37 protein-coding genes are annotated in these 18539 nt (G+C 63.3%); 33 read left to right on the top strand and 4 right to left on the bottom strand.

Annotated features, from left to right (window positions below; genetic code table 11):
* Positions 1-144: 144 nt before the first annotated feature.
* The 4 genes from VEC57_00320 to VEC57_00305 all read left to right on the top strand — a co-directional run bounded on the left by VEC57_00320 (position 145) and on the right by VEC57_00305 (position 1209).
* Entirely contained in the window at positions 145-501 is a 357-nt protein-coding gene (locus VEC57_00320; GenBank protein HYB97563.1) for a hypothetical protein, read from the top strand.
* A gap of 9 nt (positions 502-510) precedes the next feature.
* Positions 511-729 (top strand): hypothetical protein, encoded by a 219-nt coding sequence (locus VEC57_00315; GenBank protein ID HYB97562.1) that lies wholly within the window; start codon positions 511-513, stop codon positions 727-729.
* An 88-nt stretch (positions 730-817) separates the two neighbouring features.
* Positions 818-946 (top strand): hypothetical protein, encoded by a 129-nt coding sequence (locus VEC57_00310; GenBank protein ID HYB97561.1) that lies wholly within the window; start codon positions 818-820, stop codon positions 944-946.
* Positions 947-960: 14 nt separating this feature from the next.
* Positions 961-1209 (top strand): hypothetical protein, encoded by a 249-nt coding sequence (locus VEC57_00305; protein HYB97560.1) that lies wholly within the window; start codon positions 961-963, stop codon positions 1207-1209.
* Between the two features lie 218 nt (positions 1210-1427).
* Here VEC57_00305 and VEC57_00300 read toward each other — a convergent pair whose 3' ends face one another.
* On the bottom strand, positions 1428-2555 hold the full coding sequence (locus VEC57_00300) for a hypothetical protein (GenBank protein ID HYB97559.1): 1128 nt from the start codon (positions 2553-2555) through the stop codon (positions 1428-1430).
* A 188-nt stretch (positions 2556-2743) separates the two neighbouring features.
* On the opposite strand from VEC57_00300, the gene VEC57_00295 reads away from it, so the two are divergent.
* The 6 genes from VEC57_00295 (at position 2744) to dnaB (ending at position 7094) form a co-directional block, all read left to right on the top strand.
* On the top strand, positions 2744-3016 hold the full coding sequence (locus tag VEC57_00295; protein ID HYB97558.1) for a hypothetical protein: 273 nt from the start codon (positions 2744-2746) through the stop codon (positions 3014-3016).
* Positions 3013-3222, top strand: coding sequence for a hypothetical protein (locus VEC57_00290; protein HYB97557.1), 210 nt, complete (start codon positions 3013-3015; stop codon positions 3220-3222). Before VEC57_00295 ends, VEC57_00290 begins: the two co-directional genes overlap by 4 nt.
* A 219-nt stretch (positions 3223-3441) precedes the next feature.
* Positions 3442-4164, top strand: a complete 723-nt coding sequence (locus tag VEC57_00285; protein ID HYB97556.1) for an ERF family protein — start codon at positions 3442-3444, stop codon at positions 4162-4164.
* A complete protein-coding gene (locus tag VEC57_00280) occupies positions 4161-4865 on the top strand; it encodes a YqaJ viral recombinase family protein (protein HYB97555.1) in 705 nt (234 codons plus the stop codon). Before VEC57_00285 ends, VEC57_00280 begins: the two co-directional genes overlap by 4 nt.
* A 55-nt stretch (positions 4866-4920) precedes the next feature.
* Positions 4921-5727: a hypothetical protein gene (locus VEC57_00275; GenBank protein ID HYB97554.1), complete on the top strand. Its 807-nt coding sequence runs from the start codon at positions 4921-4923 to the stop codon at positions 5725-5727.
* A complete protein-coding gene (gene dnaB, locus VEC57_00270) occupies positions 5724-7094 on the top strand; it encodes a replicative DNA helicase (GenBank protein HYB97553.1) in 1371 nt (456 codons plus the stop codon). Before VEC57_00275 ends, dnaB begins: the two co-directional genes overlap by 4 nt.
* A gap of 23 nt (positions 7095-7117) precedes the next feature.
* Here the strand turns inward: dnaB and VEC57_00265 are convergent, their stop codons facing one another.
* Positions 7118-7477 (bottom strand): hypothetical protein, encoded by a 360-nt coding sequence (locus tag VEC57_00265; GenBank protein ID HYB97552.1) that lies wholly within the window; start codon positions 7475-7477, stop codon positions 7118-7120.
* Positions 7478-7530: 53 nt separating this feature from the next.
* Between VEC57_00265 and VEC57_00260 the strand changes: the two genes are divergently transcribed.
* The 21 genes from VEC57_00260 to VEC57_00160 all read left to right on the top strand — a co-directional run bounded on the left by VEC57_00260 (position 7531) and on the right by VEC57_00160 (position 15552).
* Positions 7531-7737: a hypothetical protein gene (locus tag VEC57_00260; GenBank protein ID HYB97551.1), complete on the top strand. Its 207-nt coding sequence runs from the start codon at positions 7531-7533 to the stop codon at positions 7735-7737.
* Between the two features lie 22 nt (positions 7738-7759).
* Positions 7760-8083, top strand: coding sequence for a hypothetical protein (locus tag VEC57_00255; protein ID HYB97550.1), 324 nt, complete (start codon positions 7760-7762; stop codon positions 8081-8083).
* A gap of 27 nt (positions 8084-8110) precedes the next feature.
* Entirely contained in the window at positions 8111-8317 is a 207-nt protein-coding gene (locus VEC57_00250) for a hypothetical protein (GenBank protein ID HYB97549.1), read from the top strand.
* Between the two features lie 5 nt (positions 8318-8322).
* Positions 8323-8592, top strand: a complete 270-nt coding sequence (locus VEC57_00245) for a hypothetical protein (protein ID HYB97548.1) — start codon at positions 8323-8325, stop codon at positions 8590-8592.
* A gap of 186 nt (positions 8593-8778) precedes the next feature.
* A complete protein-coding gene (locus tag VEC57_00240) occupies positions 8779-8982 on the top strand; it encodes a hypothetical protein (GenBank protein ID HYB97547.1) in 204 nt (67 codons plus the stop codon).
* Between the two features lie 176 nt (positions 8983-9158).
* Positions 9159-9350 (top strand): hypothetical protein, encoded by a 192-nt coding sequence (locus tag VEC57_00235; GenBank protein HYB97546.1) that lies wholly within the window; start codon positions 9159-9161, stop codon positions 9348-9350.
* 14 nt (positions 9351-9364) lie between these two features.
* Positions 9365-9697 carry a hypothetical protein gene (locus VEC57_00230; protein HYB97545.1) on the top strand — a complete coding sequence of 111 codons (333 nt, stop codon included), beginning with the start codon at positions 9365-9367 and terminating at the stop codon, positions 9695-9697.
* Between the two features lie 15 nt (positions 9698-9712).
* The gene (locus VEC57_00225) at positions 9713-9949 is read left to right on the top strand and encodes a hypothetical protein (protein HYB97544.1); all 237 of its coding nucleotides are present in this window, start codon (positions 9713-9715) and stop codon (positions 9947-9949) included.
* An 11-nt stretch (positions 9950-9960) separates the two neighbouring features.
* Positions 9961-10212 carry a hypothetical protein gene (locus tag VEC57_00220; GenBank protein ID HYB97543.1) on the top strand — a complete coding sequence of 84 codons (252 nt, stop codon included), beginning with the start codon at positions 9961-9963 and terminating at the stop codon, positions 10210-10212.
* A 227-nt stretch (positions 10213-10439) separates the two neighbouring features.
* Complete coding sequence (locus VEC57_00215) at positions 10440-10793, top strand: hypothetical protein (protein ID HYB97542.1); 354 nt, start codon at positions 10440-10442, stop codon at positions 10791-10793.
* 26 nt (positions 10794-10819) lie between these two features.
* A complete protein-coding gene (locus tag VEC57_00210) occupies positions 10820-11116 on the top strand; it encodes a hypothetical protein (protein HYB97541.1) in 297 nt (98 codons plus the stop codon).
* Positions 11117-11135: 19 nt separating this feature from the next.
* Entirely contained in the window at positions 11136-11300 is a 165-nt protein-coding gene (locus VEC57_00205; protein HYB97540.1) for a DUF1328 family protein, read from the top strand.
* A gap of 20 nt (positions 11301-11320) precedes the next feature.
* On the top strand, positions 11321-11644 hold the full coding sequence (locus VEC57_00200; GenBank protein HYB97539.1) for a hypothetical protein: 324 nt from the start codon (positions 11321-11323) through the stop codon (positions 11642-11644).
* Positions 11645-11665: 21 nt separating this feature from the next.
* Positions 11666-11950 carry a hypothetical protein gene (locus tag VEC57_00195; GenBank protein ID HYB97538.1) on the top strand — a complete coding sequence of 95 codons (285 nt, stop codon included), beginning with the start codon at positions 11666-11668 and terminating at the stop codon, positions 11948-11950.
* Positions 11951-12018: 68 nt separating this feature from the next.
* A complete protein-coding gene (locus tag VEC57_00190) occupies positions 12019-12234 on the top strand; it encodes a hypothetical protein (protein ID HYB97537.1) in 216 nt (71 codons plus the stop codon).
* A gap of 22 nt (positions 12235-12256) precedes the next feature.
* Positions 12257-12517 (top strand): hypothetical protein, encoded by a 261-nt coding sequence (locus tag VEC57_00185; GenBank protein ID HYB97536.1) that lies wholly within the window; start codon positions 12257-12259, stop codon positions 12515-12517.
* 13 nt (positions 12518-12530) lie between these two features.
* Complete coding sequence (locus VEC57_00180; protein ID HYB97535.1) at positions 12531-12743, top strand: hypothetical protein; 213 nt, start codon at positions 12531-12533, stop codon at positions 12741-12743.
* Positions 12744-12756: 13 nt separating this feature from the next.
* Entirely contained in the window at positions 12757-13884 is a 1128-nt protein-coding gene (locus VEC57_00175) for a DNA cytosine methyltransferase (protein HYB97534.1), read from the top strand.
* A 20-nt stretch (positions 13885-13904) separates the two neighbouring features.
* Entirely contained in the window at positions 13905-14183 is a 279-nt protein-coding gene (locus VEC57_00170) for a hypothetical protein (protein HYB97533.1), read from the top strand.
* Between the two features lie 566 nt (positions 14184-14749).
* A complete protein-coding gene (locus VEC57_00165; protein HYB97532.1) occupies positions 14750-15100 on the top strand; it encodes a hypothetical protein in 351 nt (116 codons plus the stop codon).
* On the top strand, positions 15097-15552 hold the full coding sequence (locus tag VEC57_00160; protein HYB97531.1) for a hypothetical protein: 456 nt from the start codon (positions 15097-15099) through the stop codon (positions 15550-15552). Before VEC57_00165 ends, VEC57_00160 begins: the two co-directional genes overlap by 4 nt.
* Positions 15553-15605: 53 nt before the next feature.
* On the opposite strand, the gene VEC57_00155 is transcribed toward VEC57_00160, so the two are convergent.
* Entirely contained in the window at positions 15606-15821 is a 216-nt protein-coding gene (locus VEC57_00155; protein ID HYB97530.1) for a hypothetical protein, read from the bottom strand.
* A 123-nt stretch (positions 15822-15944) separates the two neighbouring features.
* Here VEC57_00155 and VEC57_00150 point away from each other — a divergent pair, with 123 nt between their 5' ends.
* Positions 15945-16403, top strand: coding sequence for a hypothetical protein (locus VEC57_00150; protein HYB97529.1), 459 nt, complete (start codon positions 15945-15947; stop codon positions 16401-16403).
* 979 nt (positions 16404-17382) lie between these two features.
* Positions 17383-17679, top strand: coding sequence for a hypothetical protein (locus VEC57_00145; GenBank protein ID HYB97528.1), 297 nt, complete (start codon positions 17383-17385; stop codon positions 17677-17679).
* A 622-nt stretch (positions 17680-18301) separates the two neighbouring features.
* Here the strand turns inward: VEC57_00145 and VEC57_00140 are convergent.
* Positions 18302-18538 (bottom strand): hypothetical protein, encoded by a 237-nt coding sequence (locus VEC57_00140; GenBank protein HYB97527.1) that lies wholly within the window; start codon positions 18536-18538, stop codon positions 18302-18304.
* Position 18539: the final 1 nt, after the last annotated feature.

The raw sequence follows: 18539 nt of genomic DNA, 5'->3' as shown, positions 1-18539 counted from the left end.
GAGCGGGATTTGTGGCGGCACCGTGAGCGCGATTCGTGGCGGCACCGTGAGCGCGATTTGGAAATATTTCTCGGGACTCATTGGTGCCGTAGGATCGAACGCGAAAATCCTTTCGGATGAACGCGAGAAAAAGGACGCGGACAAATGATCGAAGACCCCAAATCCACCGTCGGCGGCTACGCTGCCGAACTGTCGGCGAAGCTCGCGAGCGTGGCCGAGCGCGCGCGTGCGGCGGGATGGTGGGGCGCGCATTTCTGGTGCGGCGTGCTGCGGATCATCCTGGACGACCTGATCGCGGCGCTGACGGAGCTGCGGGACGCGATGTACGGCGCGGAGCAGCGGCAGAGGGAGGCGTTGTCGCGGATCGCGGCGGCGCAGTGCCCGACCTCGGAGGGCGGAACGGCGATCACGCCGGCCGAGGCGCGGACGTTCGTGCCGCTGATCGCGAACAGCGCGGAGCGGCTGAGCGAGATTAGCGACGGGGTGAAGGTCGCAAGTTAAACAACGCCTATGAAGATCGTCGTTCGTTTTCTCTACCGCCTCCGCTACGGCGTGCGCGGCGCGATCAAGCCTCCCATCAACTGGAACCGTGCTAACTCGCGCTGGTATCGCTGGCGCTACCGCGTGTGGCGCCTTGACGCTTCGATCTACGAGTGGACCGGGCTTCCCGAACTGTGGTGGAAGTCGGTTCGCGGGGAGAAGAACGGCAAAATGCCGCGGGTGGCCTGAACGAACCATAGACGCGGACCTCAAAGAAGCCCTCGACGGATGGATCGACGATCTGCGCCAGAAGCAGCACCCCGCCATACTCACGCTCATGCGCGCGCGGACCACGCTAAACGCCCAGGAGGCCGAGAACGCCAGGCTGCGCGAGGCATTGGAGCGGATTTCTAAACTCCGCGGCACCACTTCTTCGGCCATCGCCAAGACCGCGCTGAACCCCTGACAGGGGAACAACACATGACGCAAAACGGAGTCATCATCACCCCCGAGCAAGAAGCCGCGATCCTCGAGGCAATGGTCGGGGTTTTCACGTTCAACGATGTTCGCGCCGCTGCAACGCGAGCGGGGATTGGCGCGTTTGGTATGGGCGTCCGCTACGCGTCCCCCTCACGCGTTGCCGACCGGCTTTTGCAGCGTGAACGCCGCGCCGGCCGCGTGCGCTTCCTGGGCCAGCGCGAGGGCTGGGTGAAAATCGAGAAGCCTTAGCGAACGAATCATGAACGCCGCGCCCACAGTCGCCCCCGGTCACTACTCCGTCACCACGACGACGCGTGCGCCCGACGACTCCACCCCGCTCCGCGGCTACGACCGGCAATCCGACGCCACCGGCCTATCCCCTTCCTACCTCAAGGCGATGCACCGCGCCTCCCGCAACACTCCAGAATGCCCCTGGCGCGGCCAGTTCGCCACGCGCCGCGGCATCCTCAAGTGGTGGGAGAACCACCCGGAGTTTGTTGCGCGCCGGGCGTGGGCTCTGGAGCCGGGGCAAACTTCACCTTGTTCAGATGCGCCGCAAGTTCGCCCGTCTGCTCGCGCTGGTAAATCCGGTGAACCGTCGGGTTCTTGTGCCCCGCAATCCTCATTGCAAACGACTCGGGCACGCCTGCGCGCCGCGCGCGACTTATGCCTGAAACCCGCGTAGAATGAAAGCACGTGTGGCCAATTCCGATCTTCTGGCGCAGCGCCCACCACTCCTTTGCCGCGAGCCTCGGCAGGACGCAGGTGAATGGTGCCTTGGCCGCCCTGAGCGCACGCAGCCGCGGGACCAAATTCTCGTGAATCGGAATCGCCTGCATCTTGCCTCCCTTGGCGCGCACGGTGAGTTCGCCCCTTTCGAGATCCACCAGATGCATTGGAATCTGCGTGCTGGAGAGGCGGCACCACGTATGCAGGGCGATTTCAAACGAGGTGGTCATCCATTGCGCCGCAATCGGCAGATGCGCCTCGCGGCGCGCGCATTCGGCGCGAATCAGCGCAATCTCCTCGTCCGTCAGCTCGGGCTTCTCTTTCGGGGGGTCTCGCCGCAGCCGAAGCCGCGCGCACGGATTGCGCAGGCAGTAATCGCGCCGCACGGCTTCGTCCATGATGACGCCGAAAATCTTCAACTCGGTGATGGCCGTATTCCGCGAGTACGCCTTTCCGCAATGGCGGGTATGGCCGAGACGCCACGGGATGTAGTTCATGACGTGCTCGTGGGTGACGGTCGCCGGCACGTGCATGGACTTCTCGACCAGGTACAGGTTCAGCCACGCCCAGGCGTTCGCGGCCCGCTTGAGACTGAGCGGGCTCGAGCGGTAGCGATCATTGACGTAGCGCGGCACCCAAGCGTTCCAGATTTCGCGCTTGGCGGCACCGCGGAACGCGATTGCTGCCTCGCTCTTGGCCGCGGCGAAGGCGTGGGCCTTTCGCTTTCCCGTCGGGTCGTCGACCCGGAAGGGGGTCGCCTCATGAACGCGTTTCAGGCGGCGCGTGCAGAAGTACGCGACGAAGTAGTGGGGGCGATCATCGCGCGTGTAGACGTTGGCGTCGCGGGGCACGGCAACAACCGGCAACAGCAGAACACACCCGACGCAACTTTTCTCCTGCTGGATGCAACCACTTTTAGACGGCTTTCACCGGGGGTCTTGAATCACCGGTTCGATTCCGGTCTGAGCCACCACTCTAAACCAGAGTGGTTGGCAACAAAACGGGAACAAAACGAGGGGTATAAGGCCCCCGAATTGGGCCGGGAAGGGGCGCTATGACCAGCGGCCTCCTCCGACCCCAGGACCGCGACGCGGCGCTGCGCGAGACCGCCGAATACATCGGGTCTTCCGACTTCGGCGAGTTCGGCGGCGTGATCGAGCACTGGAACCTGACGCAGCCGATTCCCGGCTTTCCGCGGCTAATCGCGGGTAGCACGTACTGCCGGCGGACGCTGGAGGAGGCGCTGTTTCCTGCCGACTACGGCCGGACCGAGGTGCGCCAGCACGAAGACCGGAGCGCGGTGGAGTCGCCGGAGGTTAGACTATGAATGACGACCTCGACCCGCAGGGCGCTCCCGAAAACGAGGCCCTATCCATCCGAATCGTGCCGTTCAACAGCCTGTTCGCCGTCGAGATCAAGTGGCCCTGTGGCGACCGCTCCGACGCCTTCGGCAACCCCGATTTCCTCTTCAGCCACACGCGCGACGTTCTCGCCAACTACATCGCTCAAGCCACGAAGCAACCCGCCCCATGATCGGCCAACTACCCGACCCGACCTTTTCCGACCAATTGGCCGCGGTCCGCCGCGAGCGCCACGAAGACCTAATGCGCGCCCTTTGGGCCATCGGGGCCTCCCCTTTTCAGACTCGGTTTTTGGCGGGAGGGCCAATGACCGCACCGACTACGAACACGACTGCAACCAAGCTGAATCCGCACCATGACCAAGACTGCAACCGTTGACACCGAGCTTCCGTTGGCCACCGCGCCGGCCGCACAACTCGCCCCCGCGCCCACGCGCTCCGGCCCTTCCGTCGGTGAAATGCTCGGCGCCGTCATCGAAAAGGGCGTAACCCAAGAGAACGTCGCCGCCATCGAGAAGCTGGTGGGGCTCTACGAGCGGATGGAGGAAAAGGCTGCTGAGCGCCAGTTCAATGCCGCCTTCGTCGCGCTCCAGGCCGATCTTCCCGTCATCGTCGCTTCCACGGTCATACCGAATCGCGGCAAGTACGAGCGGTACGAGGATGTCATGCGCGTGGTTGCGCCCCTGCTCGTGAAGCACGGCTTCACGGTATCCTTCACGATGGGCTTCCGCGAGGGTCGCGTGCTCGAGACATGCCACCTGCGCCACGTTGGCGGTCACTCGCAGTCCAATTCCTTCGCCGTCCGTACCGGCCGCGCCGACTCCGAGACCCAAGCCGACTGCAAGGCGGCGACGACCGCCAAGCGGAATGCCCTGCTCAACGCGCTCAACATCGTCATCCGGCAGGACGCCTACCAAGACGAAGACGGCGACGCGTCACTCGACGGCGCTTTCATTGCGCCGGACAAGGCGCTGTATCTGCGCGAACTGGTGAGGGAGACGAAGGCGGACGAGGCGAAGTTCCTGCGGTACGCTGGCGCCGACAAGTATGAGGAGATTCCTGCGTCCCGCTACGACGTGCTCGTGGCAGAGCTGCACCGGAGGAAGCGGTCGTGAAGATCCACGATCACAAGCAGGGCTCTTCCGCTTGGCTAATGGCCCGCGCCGGCATCTTCACGGCGTCCGAGCTCGACAACCTCATCACGCCCGAGTGGAAGCCGCGCACCGGCCAGACCCCCGACACGTACATTTACCGCAAGGTAGCCGAACATCTCTGCTGCTTCCCATTGGACACCGGCTCCTCGTGGGCGATGGAGCAGGGCGTTATCCTCGAGACCGAGGCACTCCCGTGGTTCGAGTTCTCCCAAGGCGTCACGGTGCGGCGCGTCGGCTTCATCACGAACGACGATGGCACGTTTGGCTGCTCGCCGGACGGGCTGATCGACGGCGACGAAGATAGCGATGATTTCGGCGGCATCGAGATCAAGTGCCCACAGCCGGCGACCCACGTCCGCTACCTCGACAACGGCGAGCTGCCCAAGGAGTACGCCGCCCAAGTCCACGGCTCCATGTACGTCACCGGCCGCTCATGGTGGAAGTTCCTCTCCTACTCGCGCCAGCTCCCGCCGCTGCTCCTCACGATCCACCGCGACGAGCGCATCATCGCCGCAATTCGCGCCGCTCTTTCCTCCGCACAGCAAACCTACAACTCCCGCCTCTCGAAACTGCAATCGCTCAAATCCGCCCACGAAGCCCCGCTCAAGGCCGCATACGAGGCCAAAATCCGCGAGTGGGAACTGACGGGCAAGATCCCCTAACCGCGCTGCGTTTCTCCCCTTCCCGCCCCACCGGATGAATAAAAGTCCCGCCCTCATGATCTACCCCGGCGACTACCTCCGCGATCCTGTGGCGGCCTGCTCCATTTCTGCTCAAGGACTCTGGTTTCGGATGCTGCTAATGATGCACGACTCGGACCGCTACGGCTACCTCTCCGTGAACGGCTCGCCTATTCCTCCAGCGATCATTGCCCGCCATTGCGGGTGTGAGACCCTGGCGCAATACGAGACCCTTCTGGCTGAGCTAGACAGCGTAGGCGCCCCGAGCCGTACTGCCAACGGCACCATCTTCAACCGGCGCATGGTTCGCAACGCTAAGGAGCGTGCGCAAGAGGCGGAACGAAAGCGACGTACACGAATGTCCGGTGCTTGTCCGGGAAATGTCCGGCATTTGTCCGCCCACACGGAAGATGAAAGTGAAACTGAAAATGAAACAGAAACAAACCTCGGAATAGAGCCAGTTCCCGAGGTGCCGATGCCCAATTGCCTTCTCACCGAGGCGTTCAAGGCGAAGTGGGCCGAGTATGTCGCCCACCGTCGGGCTTCCCACTTCAAGCCCCTCAAGCCGGCCTCCGTCGCCAAGCAGTGGGCCAAGCTCGCCGAATGGGGGCACGACCGCGCCATCGAGGCCATCGACCAGACGATCCGCAACGGCTGGCAGGGGCTTTTCGAGCCCAAGGCCGTTTCTGGCCACGCTACAGCGCCCGCGCCCCGCCCCGACATCTACACCGAGCCGGCCGACTGGCGCCTCAAGGCCGCCGCCAAGTGGCCCGGAATCACCATCCCCGCGCGCTGGGCCGACCTCTCCGCCACGATGCGCAACGACCTAGTCGCCGCCCCATGACGACCACCCACCACACTCTCGGCGCGGCCGCGCTTGGGCGCACATTGCCCAATTCGATTGAGGCCGAGGAGAACTTGCTCTCGTGCTGCCTGCTCGACGGGGCCGACGTCATTTCGCGCTGCCTGGAGGCCCGCATCTCCACGGAGTCATTTTACGAGCAGAAGCACGGCACCATTTTCGAGAAGATGGTTGAGCTCTACAACCGCCAGGCACCTATCGAGGTGTCGGTGGTCGCGGAGGAGCTGAAGACCGAGCGGCGCCTCGACGCTATCGGGGGGTACTCGTTCCTGACCAAGGTGTCTGCTCGCATCCCGACAACCGCACAAGCCTCGTACTTCATCGAGAAGGTGCGCGAACAAGCCCTCTTGCGCGAGATCATACGCACGGCGACCAAGGCCGTTGAGGGTTGTTACAACTTCTCGGGCGGCATCGACGAGTTTGTTGACGACATCGAGCGCCAGATGTTCGCCGTAACCCAGACCCGCATCTCGGACCGAATGCAGCGCGCCGCGCAGATTGTCCCAGACGCGCTCGCTGTGATCGACAGCATGGTTCAACGCAAGGGCGAGAAGACCGGCGTGTGCTCCGGGTTCACGGATCTGGACCAACTCACGTGGGGATTCCAGCGCGCCGACCTCATCATCCTTGCCGCGCGCCCCAGCATGGGAAAGACGGCCTTGGCCCTCAATATCGCCGAGAACATCTCGGCGCCGACCAAGGGTGCAGGCTCGCCGGTTCTCGTCTTCTCGCTCGAGATGACGGCTACGCAACTCGTCCAGCGGATGCTGTGTAGCCGGAGCCGCGTGAACATGAAGCTGCTGCGCGACGGATTCCTGAGCAGGGGCGGCGACGAACAACTGCGCCTCGTAAATGCTGCCGACGAAATGAAGCGCGCGCCGCTTTTCATTGACGACTCCAGCACCATCACGGTCTCGACCATCCGCGCCCGCGCCCGCCGCGTGCATGCGCGCCATCCGCTGGCGTTCATCGTCGTTGATTACCTTCAGCTAATGGCACCGTCCAAGTCTGACGTGCCGCGCGAGCAGCAGGTGGCCGAAGCCTCCCGCGGCCTCAAGGCACTTGCGAAGGAGCTCAACGTCCCGGTCATGGTGTTGTCGCAGCTCAATCGCGCCGCCGACAAGGAGAGTCGGCCGCCGCGCCTCTCCGATCTGCGCGAGTCCGGCGCCATCGAGCAGGACGCCGACGTCGTGCTCCTCATGGCGCGTCCCGCAGCCGCAGGAGATCAGTTCCAGGTAGCGACCGACACGACCGAACTGATCGTCGCCAAGCAGCGCAACGGGCCCGTTGGAACGATTAAGCTGACGTTCCTCCGCGATATCACCCGGTTCCAGAATTTCCACAACTGACACCCCATACGCTCATGAGCTATTCAAGGCCACATCCACGGCCGCCCGTTTTGGGGCGTCGGCGCCTTCTTCGGCGCAGCAAGCTGCTCGGCCAGCCCACGGCGCACCATGCCGAGGAGAATCGTTTCGCCTATCGTCGCGTGGCGCGCGGCAAAGCCGTCCTCGTACAATGCGGCGAGGAACACGGCCTCGTCCCTGAAACTTTCGCTCAGGTAAACTTCGTTGGCCGTACCGATTTGACTGGCACGAAGCGTCCAGTCGCAGGCGCCGCAGTCGACGTGCCGGAGGAACAGGCGGAATTTAGCGGTGGGAAACTCCACCTCGAGCGGCACGCGTGCGAGCAGCCGAAACCAGACCGGGTCGAGGCGTTGGAGGCGAGGCATCGGGCGGACGCTATTCCCGCCAGGATCGAGAGCAACTGAGGGGAACGAAGCCCGTGAATCCGATCCGCTCCGCAGACCACTACGCCGACGCGATGACGCGCATCGCCGAGCTTGAGCGCAAGCTGCTGCTCGCGCGGAAGGGGCTGTTCTGGATTCAGGTCCGTGCCGCCTGCGATGCGGGCGAGCCACTAGCCGACAAGATCGTGGCCGTGGCGACCGACCACCTCAACGAGACGGCTGACGCCGCGCTACCCAGCTAAGAACGAAAGCGCAGGAGAACCCATGCCCAAAAACAAATACCTCAAGACCTCCAACAAGCTGCGGCACCAACTGCTGTCCGCAGTCAGCGCGGCCACCATGACCCTCTGCAACGAGCACGTACCCGCGCATCTCGACGGTCCGCCGGAGACGTGGCCCGAGGATCAGAAGAAACTCTGGGACCTCATCACCGAAGCCGAACACCGGTGCCGCCGGAACATCGAGGCGGTGTTGATCGGTGCCCGCCGGATGGCGTTCGACAGCCACGCCGACGAAATGGACCAAACCGCTGCCGCGTTGAAGGAGTCGGCCGACTCGCTTCGCGACGTGGCTCCACCCAACGCCTGACCGCGGAACGAAAGGTGGCCAATTTTTATGCCTACGTTGACATTCAACCACAGCGACGCCGAGGCGAAGGCGCTCGAACAGCTCGCGGCGGAAAAGGACATGAGCAAGACCGCCGTGCTCAAGCAGGCGTTGCGGCTTTACCAGACGGTCCACGAGCGCGCGAAGCGCGGTTACACCCTCCACCTCGAACCGGACGCGCCTTCAAAGCGGAAGGTCGAACTGATCCCGCTCTGACCCCCATGGAACCACACGACCGGGCTGCGGCCCTTTTCGAGCGATGCAAGCAGGCCGGACTTGTCGGCATCAATGGCGACGGTGCGCCGACCCGCGACATGGTCGCTGAGGCGATTCTGGACGCCGGGGACTACAGCGCCGAATGCAGCGAACTGGCGACCTACTGTCGCCGGCTCGTGCGCCTCGTGCGCAAGACCGATCCGCAAAACAAGGTGGCCGCGGACTGCGTGGAGTTTCTCCGCTGCATCGGCGAAGCGAAGGCAATCAACCGCTGACACCCCATGAAACTCCCGATGCGACCCTTCTTCCTCCGCTCGGCCGACCGCTACGGGCGAGCCCTACAAATGGCGCGCGCAGCGCGGGACAACGGCAACCGCACGCTGATGCGGCGGTGGGCGTTGGAGTTCCGCGAAGAGCGCAAGCTGTTGCTCTCCTACGCTCGATAACCCCGAACAACACCTATGCCTAACGACCGCAAAATCGTCATCAATGTCGTCCCGCAGAGCCCCGCGGCGTGGGAGAACATCTCGCTCGCCGTGTTCTTCGTCGCGTGCGCGGTCGGGGTCCACTCTATCGCGGGTTGCTGTGCCCGCGTGGACGAGGCGCGCCACCGCGCGGAGTCGGTGAAGATCACCGACAACACCGTCATCACGGCCAAGCCGTAGGGAACGAAGCCACTGCCGGAAGAGGGGTTCACCGCCGCGTTAAACTGACCGCGCATGAAGATTACAACTACCCAGCGCCGAGCGCTCTCCCGCCTCATGGCCACGTACCGGAACCGCTACGCGACCGACCGCAACATCGCTCAAATTCGCACCGCGATTCGCAGCATCCTCCGCAAATGAAAGCCACCGATAGAATCAACGATGAGGGCGAAGACGCTCTCCAAGAAATCAGCCACGAGTTGGAGCAAATCGCCGTCGAAATCCGCAACCGCGGCATGCGCGGCCGGATGGTCGGCGACGTTGCCGGCGCTGCCCGCGTGCTCCGTGAGCTGACGCAGCGCGTTGAGCTGCTGACCCACTGCGACTGAACGAAGGAGCCTACATGAAGCCAGCAAATGAACGCGCGTTAGACCTTTCCTCGCTTGTAGGGGAGGTGTGGCGCTCTGCTTACCGATCGGCGCAGGAGGACGTTGAAAACGGACGCCCCGGAGGCGCGGCTGATGCGTGGAAGGAACACGGCTTCTTTGACGACAAGGTGTGTGTCTTGCGTCGAGGAATCATGGCATTCGCGGACGACGTGGCGCGAATCGACTACCTTGCTACGCACCACCCCAACCTCGCTGTGCAGATCAGCCGCAATGCGATTTCGACGCCTCCCTTACGCGAGGCGATTGACCGAGAAATCGAGCAGTCTACGGAGCTTCCGCACGCCTGACGCCGAACGAACCCTATGGACCTCAAAGGCAGATACGTGACCTTCGTGTGTCGGATCACGGACCCGGAGAAATACGCGGGCGAGAACCCGATGAACACTCACCAATTGGCTGGCGTTGAAGTCGTCGGGATCTCGGTAGGCGACCTGATGGGCTACAGCGACAAGCTAGAGGAGCTGTGCGGAGGCCAAGAAAACGAGGCCGTGCGGGCGGCGTTCGAGAAACACTGCCTTCCCGGTCAGCAGCGCATCTAAGAACAACTTCAATGAAGAATAATCCTCCGCTTCACCTGAAGCTCGAACCGTCGCCTGGTGCCGAGATCGGCGATTGCTACGACCACGCGGCGAAAATCGTCCGCAAGGTCGGGTGCGTCGTGAACTTCGACTTCAACGAGGTCTTCTGCGGCGTCCGGCCGTGCGACATCCGCGGCAAGGGCCGGCGTGCGCGATTCATCGAGGTGTATCACCGCGAAATGACGAAAAAGGCCGGCTGCAAGATCTGCTACGCCAACCCGTAGGGGAACGAATGACTGCGATACCTCATCATCACGCAGGCGACTTAGCCCGCATCCACGAACTAGAGCGAAAGTTGATGCTCGCCCGGAAGGGCCTACTTTGGATTCAGGTCCGCGCCGCCTGCGATGCGGGCGAGCCACTAGCCGACAAGATCGTGGCCGTGGCGACCGACCACCTCAACGAGACGGCCGACGCCGCGCTACCCAGCTAAGAACGAACCCAATCTCCGATGAAAATTCAAATAGACGACCTAACAACGCTCGCAAACCACCTCGAAAAGCTAACTGAGGCGGCGAGACGCGGCCACGGATGGACCTACGATGACGAGGTGAAGATGCTCCGCCAGACGGCGGAGGAATTGAAGCTCCTGCGCGGTCGCGAGGCGACCACGATGAGGCTCGCGAAGCACATCGAAGAACTGACGAAGGACAAGGAGCGGCTGGACTGGATTGAAGCAAACCGCGTGGACCTCAGCGAAGTCCATGGCGAGTGGTGCGTGTTCACCTTTCCCGACGCCCAGTCTTATACCTTTTCCAAAACCCCGCGCGAGGCCATCGACAAGGCTCGCGCCATCAAACGCTGAGGCCGTCGAACAAAGGGGACAAATTTATGGCTACCCACCAAATCGAAACGACCGCGCAGAAATCCGTCCGTGGTGTCTGGCGCGAACACCGCGAAGAGCGCGAACAGATGAATCGCCGGCACGAGCGCGAAATGGCCGCGGCCGTCGCGGCCGAGTTTCCCGTTGGCTGCAAGGTCAAGTGGAAGCACGGCCATAACATGATTTCCGGGCTCGTGTTCGAGCACATGCGGTATTCGTGGCACTCCGAGAAGGTCATCGTCCAGAACACGAAATCCGGGGCGAAAAAGGAAATCGAAGCGTGGGAGTTGGAGCACGCCGACTGAGCCACCGGGAACGACACCTATGCTCGAATACGCTCTCGCATTCCTGATCGTCGCCATTCTGTGCGGCGTCGTTGGTTTCAGCGGCGCCACAGGCGTCGTCGTCTTCATCGCCAAGATCGGCTTCATCGTATTCCTCGTCCTTTTCCTACTCGCGTTGGTGTTCGAGTGGCCGCGTCGGCGCTGAGGGGCACGAAAGCTTTCCCGATGAACGCGACTAATCACCTATTGGCTGTCCTCGCAGAAGAGGGCGGCGAAGTCGGCAAGGAGTGCCACAAGGCCCAGCGGTTCGGCCTCGACGACAAGGTCACCCTGGACCCACAAGGTCCACGCGGCACGACCGGCCCAACCAACCGCGAGAAGATCGTTGCCGAACTCAACGACATGCTCGGCGTCGTGCAAATGCTGGTAGATCGCGGCGTGTTGCCTGCGAACTGGCAGGACAAGGCCGCGCAGGAGCGGAAGGCGATGAAGGTCGCACGCTACATGGACTACGCAGTGCGCGTTGGCGCTCTCGAGCCCAATACCTAGGCGAACGAACCCAATTTCCCCATGAGCAACCGATTCAGCCCAGCACACGCGCGTCGTGAAAACGAGAACGCGCAGCTCGACCGCGACGGCTTCCCGCCGTGCGTGATGACCGTCGCCGAGTTCAAGGAACATCTCGACCGGACGTTTCCCGGAGACGGGTTTCGGATCGTCGCATTCCGCGTCCGCGGCTATTGCCCCGGCGGCACGATCACCTCGCGGCGCGGGGAGATGCCTGGCCTCCGCGCCAACAAGGTCCAGGTGGCGGCGTGCCAAGCGGCGTGGAAGCGCGCCAAGCGGGCGGTGTAGCGAACGAATCTATGGCCACCCACCAGACAGGCTCACGCGAATATCCGGTAGAGGAGCAAGCTCCCACCGTGACCGACATCCAGGGCCGCGAAGGCTGGAAGCTGCACCATGAGGCTCCCAGCGGCCCCAGCAAGATCGTGCGCCCCGATGGGGTCTGTGCGTTCTATCGCTACATGCCGACCACGCAGGAAGAGGCGCGGCTGATCGTTTGGGCCTACACCGAAGGCCACAAGCACGGCGACAGCGAGCGGCGCGAAGCGTTGAAGAAAACCCTCGGGCTCTGACCCGAACGAACCAGCTTTCACGATGAAGCCGCTACAAATCTTCTGCGAACGCGAGCCATGGAACATGGGCCGCATCGCGCTTTACATCCGCGCCGGCCAAGCCGTCGCGTCTCCCATCGTCATGGCGCCGGTAGCGGAGGGGCTTCGCTACGATCCCGCACTGACGCTCGAACCCGAGCAGGCGCAGGCGTTGATGGACGAGCTTTGGCGCACGGGCTTGCGCCCAACCGAGCGGCACCTGGCGGACATGCGAGCCTTGGTCTTCAAGACCGGCAAACCCTGATGGAACAACTCCAATGCCACGATTCACCAAAGCAACCCCGCTGAGCTGGCCCGAGCCCGTGCGCGAAGAGCGCGCCGCGTGTTTCGTGTGCGGCAAGAACGTCGCGACCTACGTCCCCGCCGGCGGGGACGGGAGCGTGCGGCTTTTCCGCTCCCACAAGCGCACCGGCCCGGCCGGCGTGCCGTTCATCTGCGCGGGCACGCGTCAGGAAGACCCCAACTGGTAGGGAACGAAAAGGCGTGATCTCCTACATCTCAGTTTGCAGCGGAATCGAGGCGGCGACTGTGGCGTGGCACCCGCTCGGCTGGCGCGCCGCCGCGTTCTCGGAGATCGAGCAATTCCCTGCGGCGGTGCTGGGCGAACACTACCCGAACGTCCCAAACCGGGGCGACATGACCAAATTCAAAACATGGCCCGATGAACCAATCGACCTTCTTGTTGGAGGAACCCCCTGCCAGGCGTTCAGCATCGCCGGCCTGCGCAAAGGACTGGATGACCCGCGCGGTAATCTCACCCTCGTCTTTCTTGCTCTGGCTCGAAAGTATCGGACCCGCTGGGTGGTGTGGGAGAACGTCCCCGGAGTGTTATCTGATCGAGGAAATGCGTTCGGCCAATTCCTCTTTGGCTTGGGGCAACTCGGGTATGGGTGGGCCTACCGGGTGCTTGACGCTCAATACTTCGGAGTTCCCCAGCGACGCCGTCGCGTCTTCGTTGTCGGATATCTTGGAGACTGGCGACGTGCCGCAGCGGTTCTTTTTGAGCCCGAAAGCCTGCGCGGGGATTCTGCGCCGCGCCGCGAACCGGGCCAAAGAGTTGCCGGAACGGTTACGCGTGGCGCTCTCGATGGTAGCAGCCCGTGCGGTGGGGACGGCAGAGACTCCTTCCTCGTGACACACGCGCTTCGCGCCGAAGGATTCGACGCGAGCGAAGACGGAACGGGGCGTGGCACGCCGCTGGTGCCGATTGCCTTTTCGGCGAAAGACTATGGTGCCGACGCCGGCGAACTGAGTCCGACGCTGCGCGCTGGCGGCCACACCGGCAGTCACGCCAACGGAGGAGTCATGCCGGCCGTTGCCTTTCAGGAGTGCGTGACTGGCGTCCGAGAATATCCCGAGGCAGGCACGCTGCGCGCCGGCGGCCCTGGGCATGATCCGGTCGGGACGCGGCTGCGTATCGGGATGTCCGTGCGTCGGGTCACCCCGCGCGAGTGCGAGCGCCTGCAAGGCTTTCCCGACGACTACACCCGCATCATGTATCGCGGAAAACTCGCGGCTGACGGCCCGCGTTACAAGGCGCTGGGAAACTCCATGGCGGTCCCCGTCATGCGCTGGATCGGCCAGCGCATCGCGATCGCCGACACCCTCTAGAACGAACCCTCATTTTCCCCATGGCCAAAGTCATTCATTCCAAGGTTTCCGCGCAGCTCGCCGTCACGCTCGAATTGAGCGAGGCGGAGGTGCGGGCGCTCGACGGTATTTTCGGCTACGACGTGGAAATCTTCCTCAAGGTTTTCAAAGAGCGGATGGGCCGCGCCTACGTTGAAAAGCACGAGGACGGCGTGCGCTCGCTGCACGCCACGATCCGCGGACAACTCGCCAAACCCATCGCGGAAATCGGCCTCGCGCGGCAGCGGATGTGGGAAGCCGCCGCGAGGACCACCGCCTAACGGGGAACGAAGGTATGGAACCCAAACACTTCAACGTAGGCGACCGCTTGGCTGCGGAATTTGGCTGCAACGTTCACCGGTGGACCGTGCAAGCCGTCGATGGCGACCGCATGCTTGTGCGCAGCGATGGAGGGACTGAGGCCCTGTGGTCAACTCATGAGCTACGCGAACGCAAAGCGGTGAGGCTCCCGACGAAAGCCTCGCGACCGACTTTGCGCGGTTACATCCGGATGCTTTTTCACGGTCGCTGGATACCTGCTGTCGTCCCTGGCGAGCAGGGATGGCGAGCGATTCACACCCGCACCGGCGCGAGAGTCGGAGGTGAGAACACTACTCGCCAGATGGCCGTGGGCTTTTGCCACACCGCTAACTTTTCGTGAACGAATGCGCGCTCGCCCTCCCGCCCTCCGCCGCGCTCCCCGCGAGCGAAAGCCGCGCAGAAACCGGCCGCGCGCCAACTGACCTTTCCGGCAACCGTCCGACACCCTATGCCGACCGCATCACTTCTAGCTTCCATGGCCATCCAGTTCGCAATCCCTGCCCCGGCCCAATTCGACCCCGAGCGGATGCTCCACGCCATCCGCCAGGTCGAGCACTCACGCCAGGACTTCACGTCGCGCTCGGGCGCGAAAGGCGTCTACCAGATAACGCCGGCCGTCTGGTATCGCCATTCCACGAAGCCGCACAGCATGGCCACCAGCGCGAATCCCATCGCCGTACGCGAGACTGCCCACGTCGCTCGTGCCCACCTGCGAGCGATCCGGCTCGAGCTGCGCGCGGCCGGCTATCCGGAGACGCCGTACTTCTGCGCGCTCGCATGGAAGGCCGGCGTGGAAGGGGCAAAGGCCAAGCGAGTGCCGCGCGAGGACATTTCATACGCCGAGCGGGCGGCCAATCTCTACGAGGACAAGCCATGAGGTCCGTTCTCGCCATCGATCCGGGCAAAGCCGGCGGTATTGTCGGCATTCAGACAGACGACCTCAACGGGCATGCCTACAGCATCCACAAGATGCCGGACACTGTCGGCGACTTGGTTGATATCCTCCGGACCATGCGCGCCGAAGGTTGGCACACCGCCTACGTCGAGCGCGTGGCCAGTTCGCCCCAAATGGGGGTCGTGTCGGCCTTCACCTTTGGTCGAGGCGTCGGCAACATCGAAGCCGCGTGCCAGGCGCTCGGGCTCCGCTTGGAGTGGGTTGCCCCAAGCGTATGGCAGAAGGCGATGGGATGCCTCACGAAGGGCGACAAGAACATCTCCAAGAGACGGGCGCAGGAGCTATTCCCCGCGGTCAAGGTTACGCACGCAAATGCGGACGCCCTCCTGATCGCGGAGTACGGGCGCCGCTTAGAAGCCACGCGGACCGCGTAACCGGCTGGCCTCGGCCACTTGCGCCCTTGCGGGACCGGTCTCTAGCGAGGAGACTATTTGGCGGCCGTCACCCACGCGATGGCTGCGTCCACCTTGGCGTCGTGCGCTTCGTAACTCGCCAGAATCTGCGCGCGCGTCCTGCCACTGACCCCGTGTTCTTCCTGCATTTGCTGAGGGGTCATGCCGCGAAACGCGGCCCGCGCGCGAGCGGTATCGTCGCCCTTCAGGTATGAAAGCGCTTGGATGGCCAACTTTTGATGGTCGTTCATACTCGCTAGAGTTCGTCTCGGGCGGAATTGCCCTTCGACCTACCCATCCTGCCACAATCCAGCCGCCCCTGTCCATTACACAATAGGCTTGCCCTTCCACAATCCCGCCCTTCCCTGCCCTCCATGGCAGGCAAGCCCGGCATGAAGATGGGCGACAAGCACACTGTCGATCCGCAAGCCCTCATCCCGGCTGCCGTCTCCGCGGCGCTCGGATCAACCGCCTTCACTGCCACAAAGCAGCTCACGGAAGAGGAAAAGCGTTTCCTATCCCGCGCCCTCACCTGCGACGTCGACGTCTGGCGCCGCGAGTTCGGTGCCCAACTTCGCACCGCCGCCCAAGACATGCTCCTCCTCATGGCCAAGGAGCTCGAAAAGATCCCGCCCGCCGCCCGCGCCTACACCCTCGCCGTCCTCGTCGACAAGGCCGCCATCCTCGAAGGGCGCACATCCCTCCAAGGCGCCTCCGTCAACATCCAGGTCAACAACTTCAACGGCGCCAGCCCCAAGAACGCCATCCTTGATGCTCTCGAGGGTAAGGGTCGCTCGCTCAACTCAGATGCGCGTGATGCGCTGGCCGTTTGAGACGCATCGTTGTATCGTGATGGATTGATTCTCCATCGCGTTTCCCATTTATGAGTAAAGCCAACCGCACCGCAGGGCGCCGCGCATGGATCGCGCGCCTGTTGCAGGCCGAAAAACACGTCGAAGCCCGGGCTTACGCCTCCAAGCACGGGCTTGCGGACTGGCTTGCGAGCATTTCGCAGGCGGTGAACGGACAAGCCACTACACCCATTACGTTAAGTAGCGCAGGGAGCGCCACGTTGTCTCCCTCCCCTACCCTGCCGTCCGAGCCGGAGATCGCGTGCGCGTGCGCCCCAGGGGGGGCGGGGGTCGACGAACCCCCGGGTGCCCAGAATCAGGATCAATTCCCGCCGCACGGTAAAAATTCGCAGTTGCGAGTTGAGCCGGCGACGGGGCAGCCGGCGGGAGGCTTGCCAGTGGGGGCGCTGGTAGCCGCCCCCGTCGAAACATGGCCGGACGGCGAGGACGGCGAGGACGGCGAGCCGGAGGTGATCGCGGCGTTGGCCGCGGTCGGGCAGGATGCTCGGTGCGCGGGTTCCCCGCTTACCGAGAGGGGTCAGAGCTCCGGGGGCGTCGAGCCCCCTCCGCTGCTTGCGCACGCGGATTTTCCGGAAAAAGGGCGATCTGTCGAGCCAGAAGTTGGCCTAATGGGAGCCGGCGTTACATTACAGTCAAGTATCCCGGCTAATGTGGCGGTGGTTGGGCTGTGGCCGGAGGAGAGCGAGGCTTGGGTGGTGAGGGAATTGCCCAACCCGCGGCTGTTCATGATCCGGCTGCCGGATGGGAGGCTGGCGAGCTGCTGGAAGGGTGGAAGAAAGTGGGTGCCGAAGGCTAAGCTGCGGGTGAGGATCGATAAGCGGGAGGGCGATCCGATCTACCAGCCGAGATTCTGAGGTGTGCGACCCTACTGGAGGCAGTTGCATTAGGGGTTCACCACGGCGCTTGTGATTCGGTCGGGTTCCAGCTTTAAGCAGCCCCCATGAATCCGAAACCAGACCGCGCCGCATGCTTTCCCGATTGCAAGATCGCCGTTGCCTCGGGTGCGGAGCGAATTCCGGCGCTCGAGGTCAACCTCCTGGTCCTGTGGGCCGAATATGCGGAGCGATCGGGCTACGACGTCGACGGGCTCGTGGTGGAGACCGTGAATTGGGCCCATCGGCTGCGGAAGACGCCCGAAGGATGGGTGGTCGAGTTGGGCGCATTTCCGGGCCTCCCTCGGGTACACTTGGGAGAGGGTTTCTTTGACCAGCAAATCAAGAACCAGAGCAGCGTTTGAACTTCCCTATGAGCTGGATTGTTTGCGCCATTGCGGTGTGGGTGCCGGTGGGGATCTACTTCGCCCTCGACATGTGGAAGATGGACGTCGTGTGCGAAGCCACCGGACACTGGCGACGGAGTTGGTACGGCGTGGTCGCCTTGTTCCTCTGGCGGATCGTGTGGACATTCCCGGTTTGCGTCCTCGTCATTGTGATTGGAGGGCAATCCGTGATTCGGAATTTCCTTCGAAGGTCGTCTAAGAAGGGGGCATGAGCCGGCATGGCCAGAACTCGCCGGTAAGCCAGTTTGGCGTCCGATCAACCTCGGCTTCCCCGCTGTAGGGGTTCGCTTCGCCGGGTTTCCAGAGCCAGCCGTTGCCGCGGTTCCATTCGCAGACAACGGGCGGCGCGGTAGGGCTGTCCCGATACCAGTAGAAGCCGTCCTCGGCGGGAGGTGTTCGGGTCCAAGTCACCGCCTGAGCATCGGATCCTTCTTCTGCCAAGGCCACTCGAAGAGGAGGCGGAGGACACAGCGAACCCGCGGGTCCGAAAGGGGAATGACCTCCCCGGGCTTGCCCGTGCCGACGAGCTGCGGAACCTCCTTCCAGCAGCCGTCGCGGCGGAGGTGGTAGGGGCCGATTTTCATGGGGCCTTACGCTGCATCGCGGCGTCGATCAATTCTAAGGCCGCGATTTCGCGGTGTTCCTTATACTCCGCGTATGCAAGTTCGTGCAGGCGAAAGATTGCATCGTGCACCTTGGGTGTTAGCAACGTGGCGTTGGGGATGTCCACGGTGAGCAGCGGACTTGAATAGCTCTTCCGCCTGCCATCGTATGCCGTGTGGAAAAAGCCGTGGTTAACGTGGGCTGTTTGCGCCATA

This window comes from Candidatus Limnocylindrales bacterium (assembly GCA_035626395.1).
Lineage (GTDB): Bacteria > Desulfobacterota > Binatia > UBA1149 > CAITLU01 > DASPNH01.
This window is presented reverse-complemented; position numbering and strand designations above follow the sequence as displayed.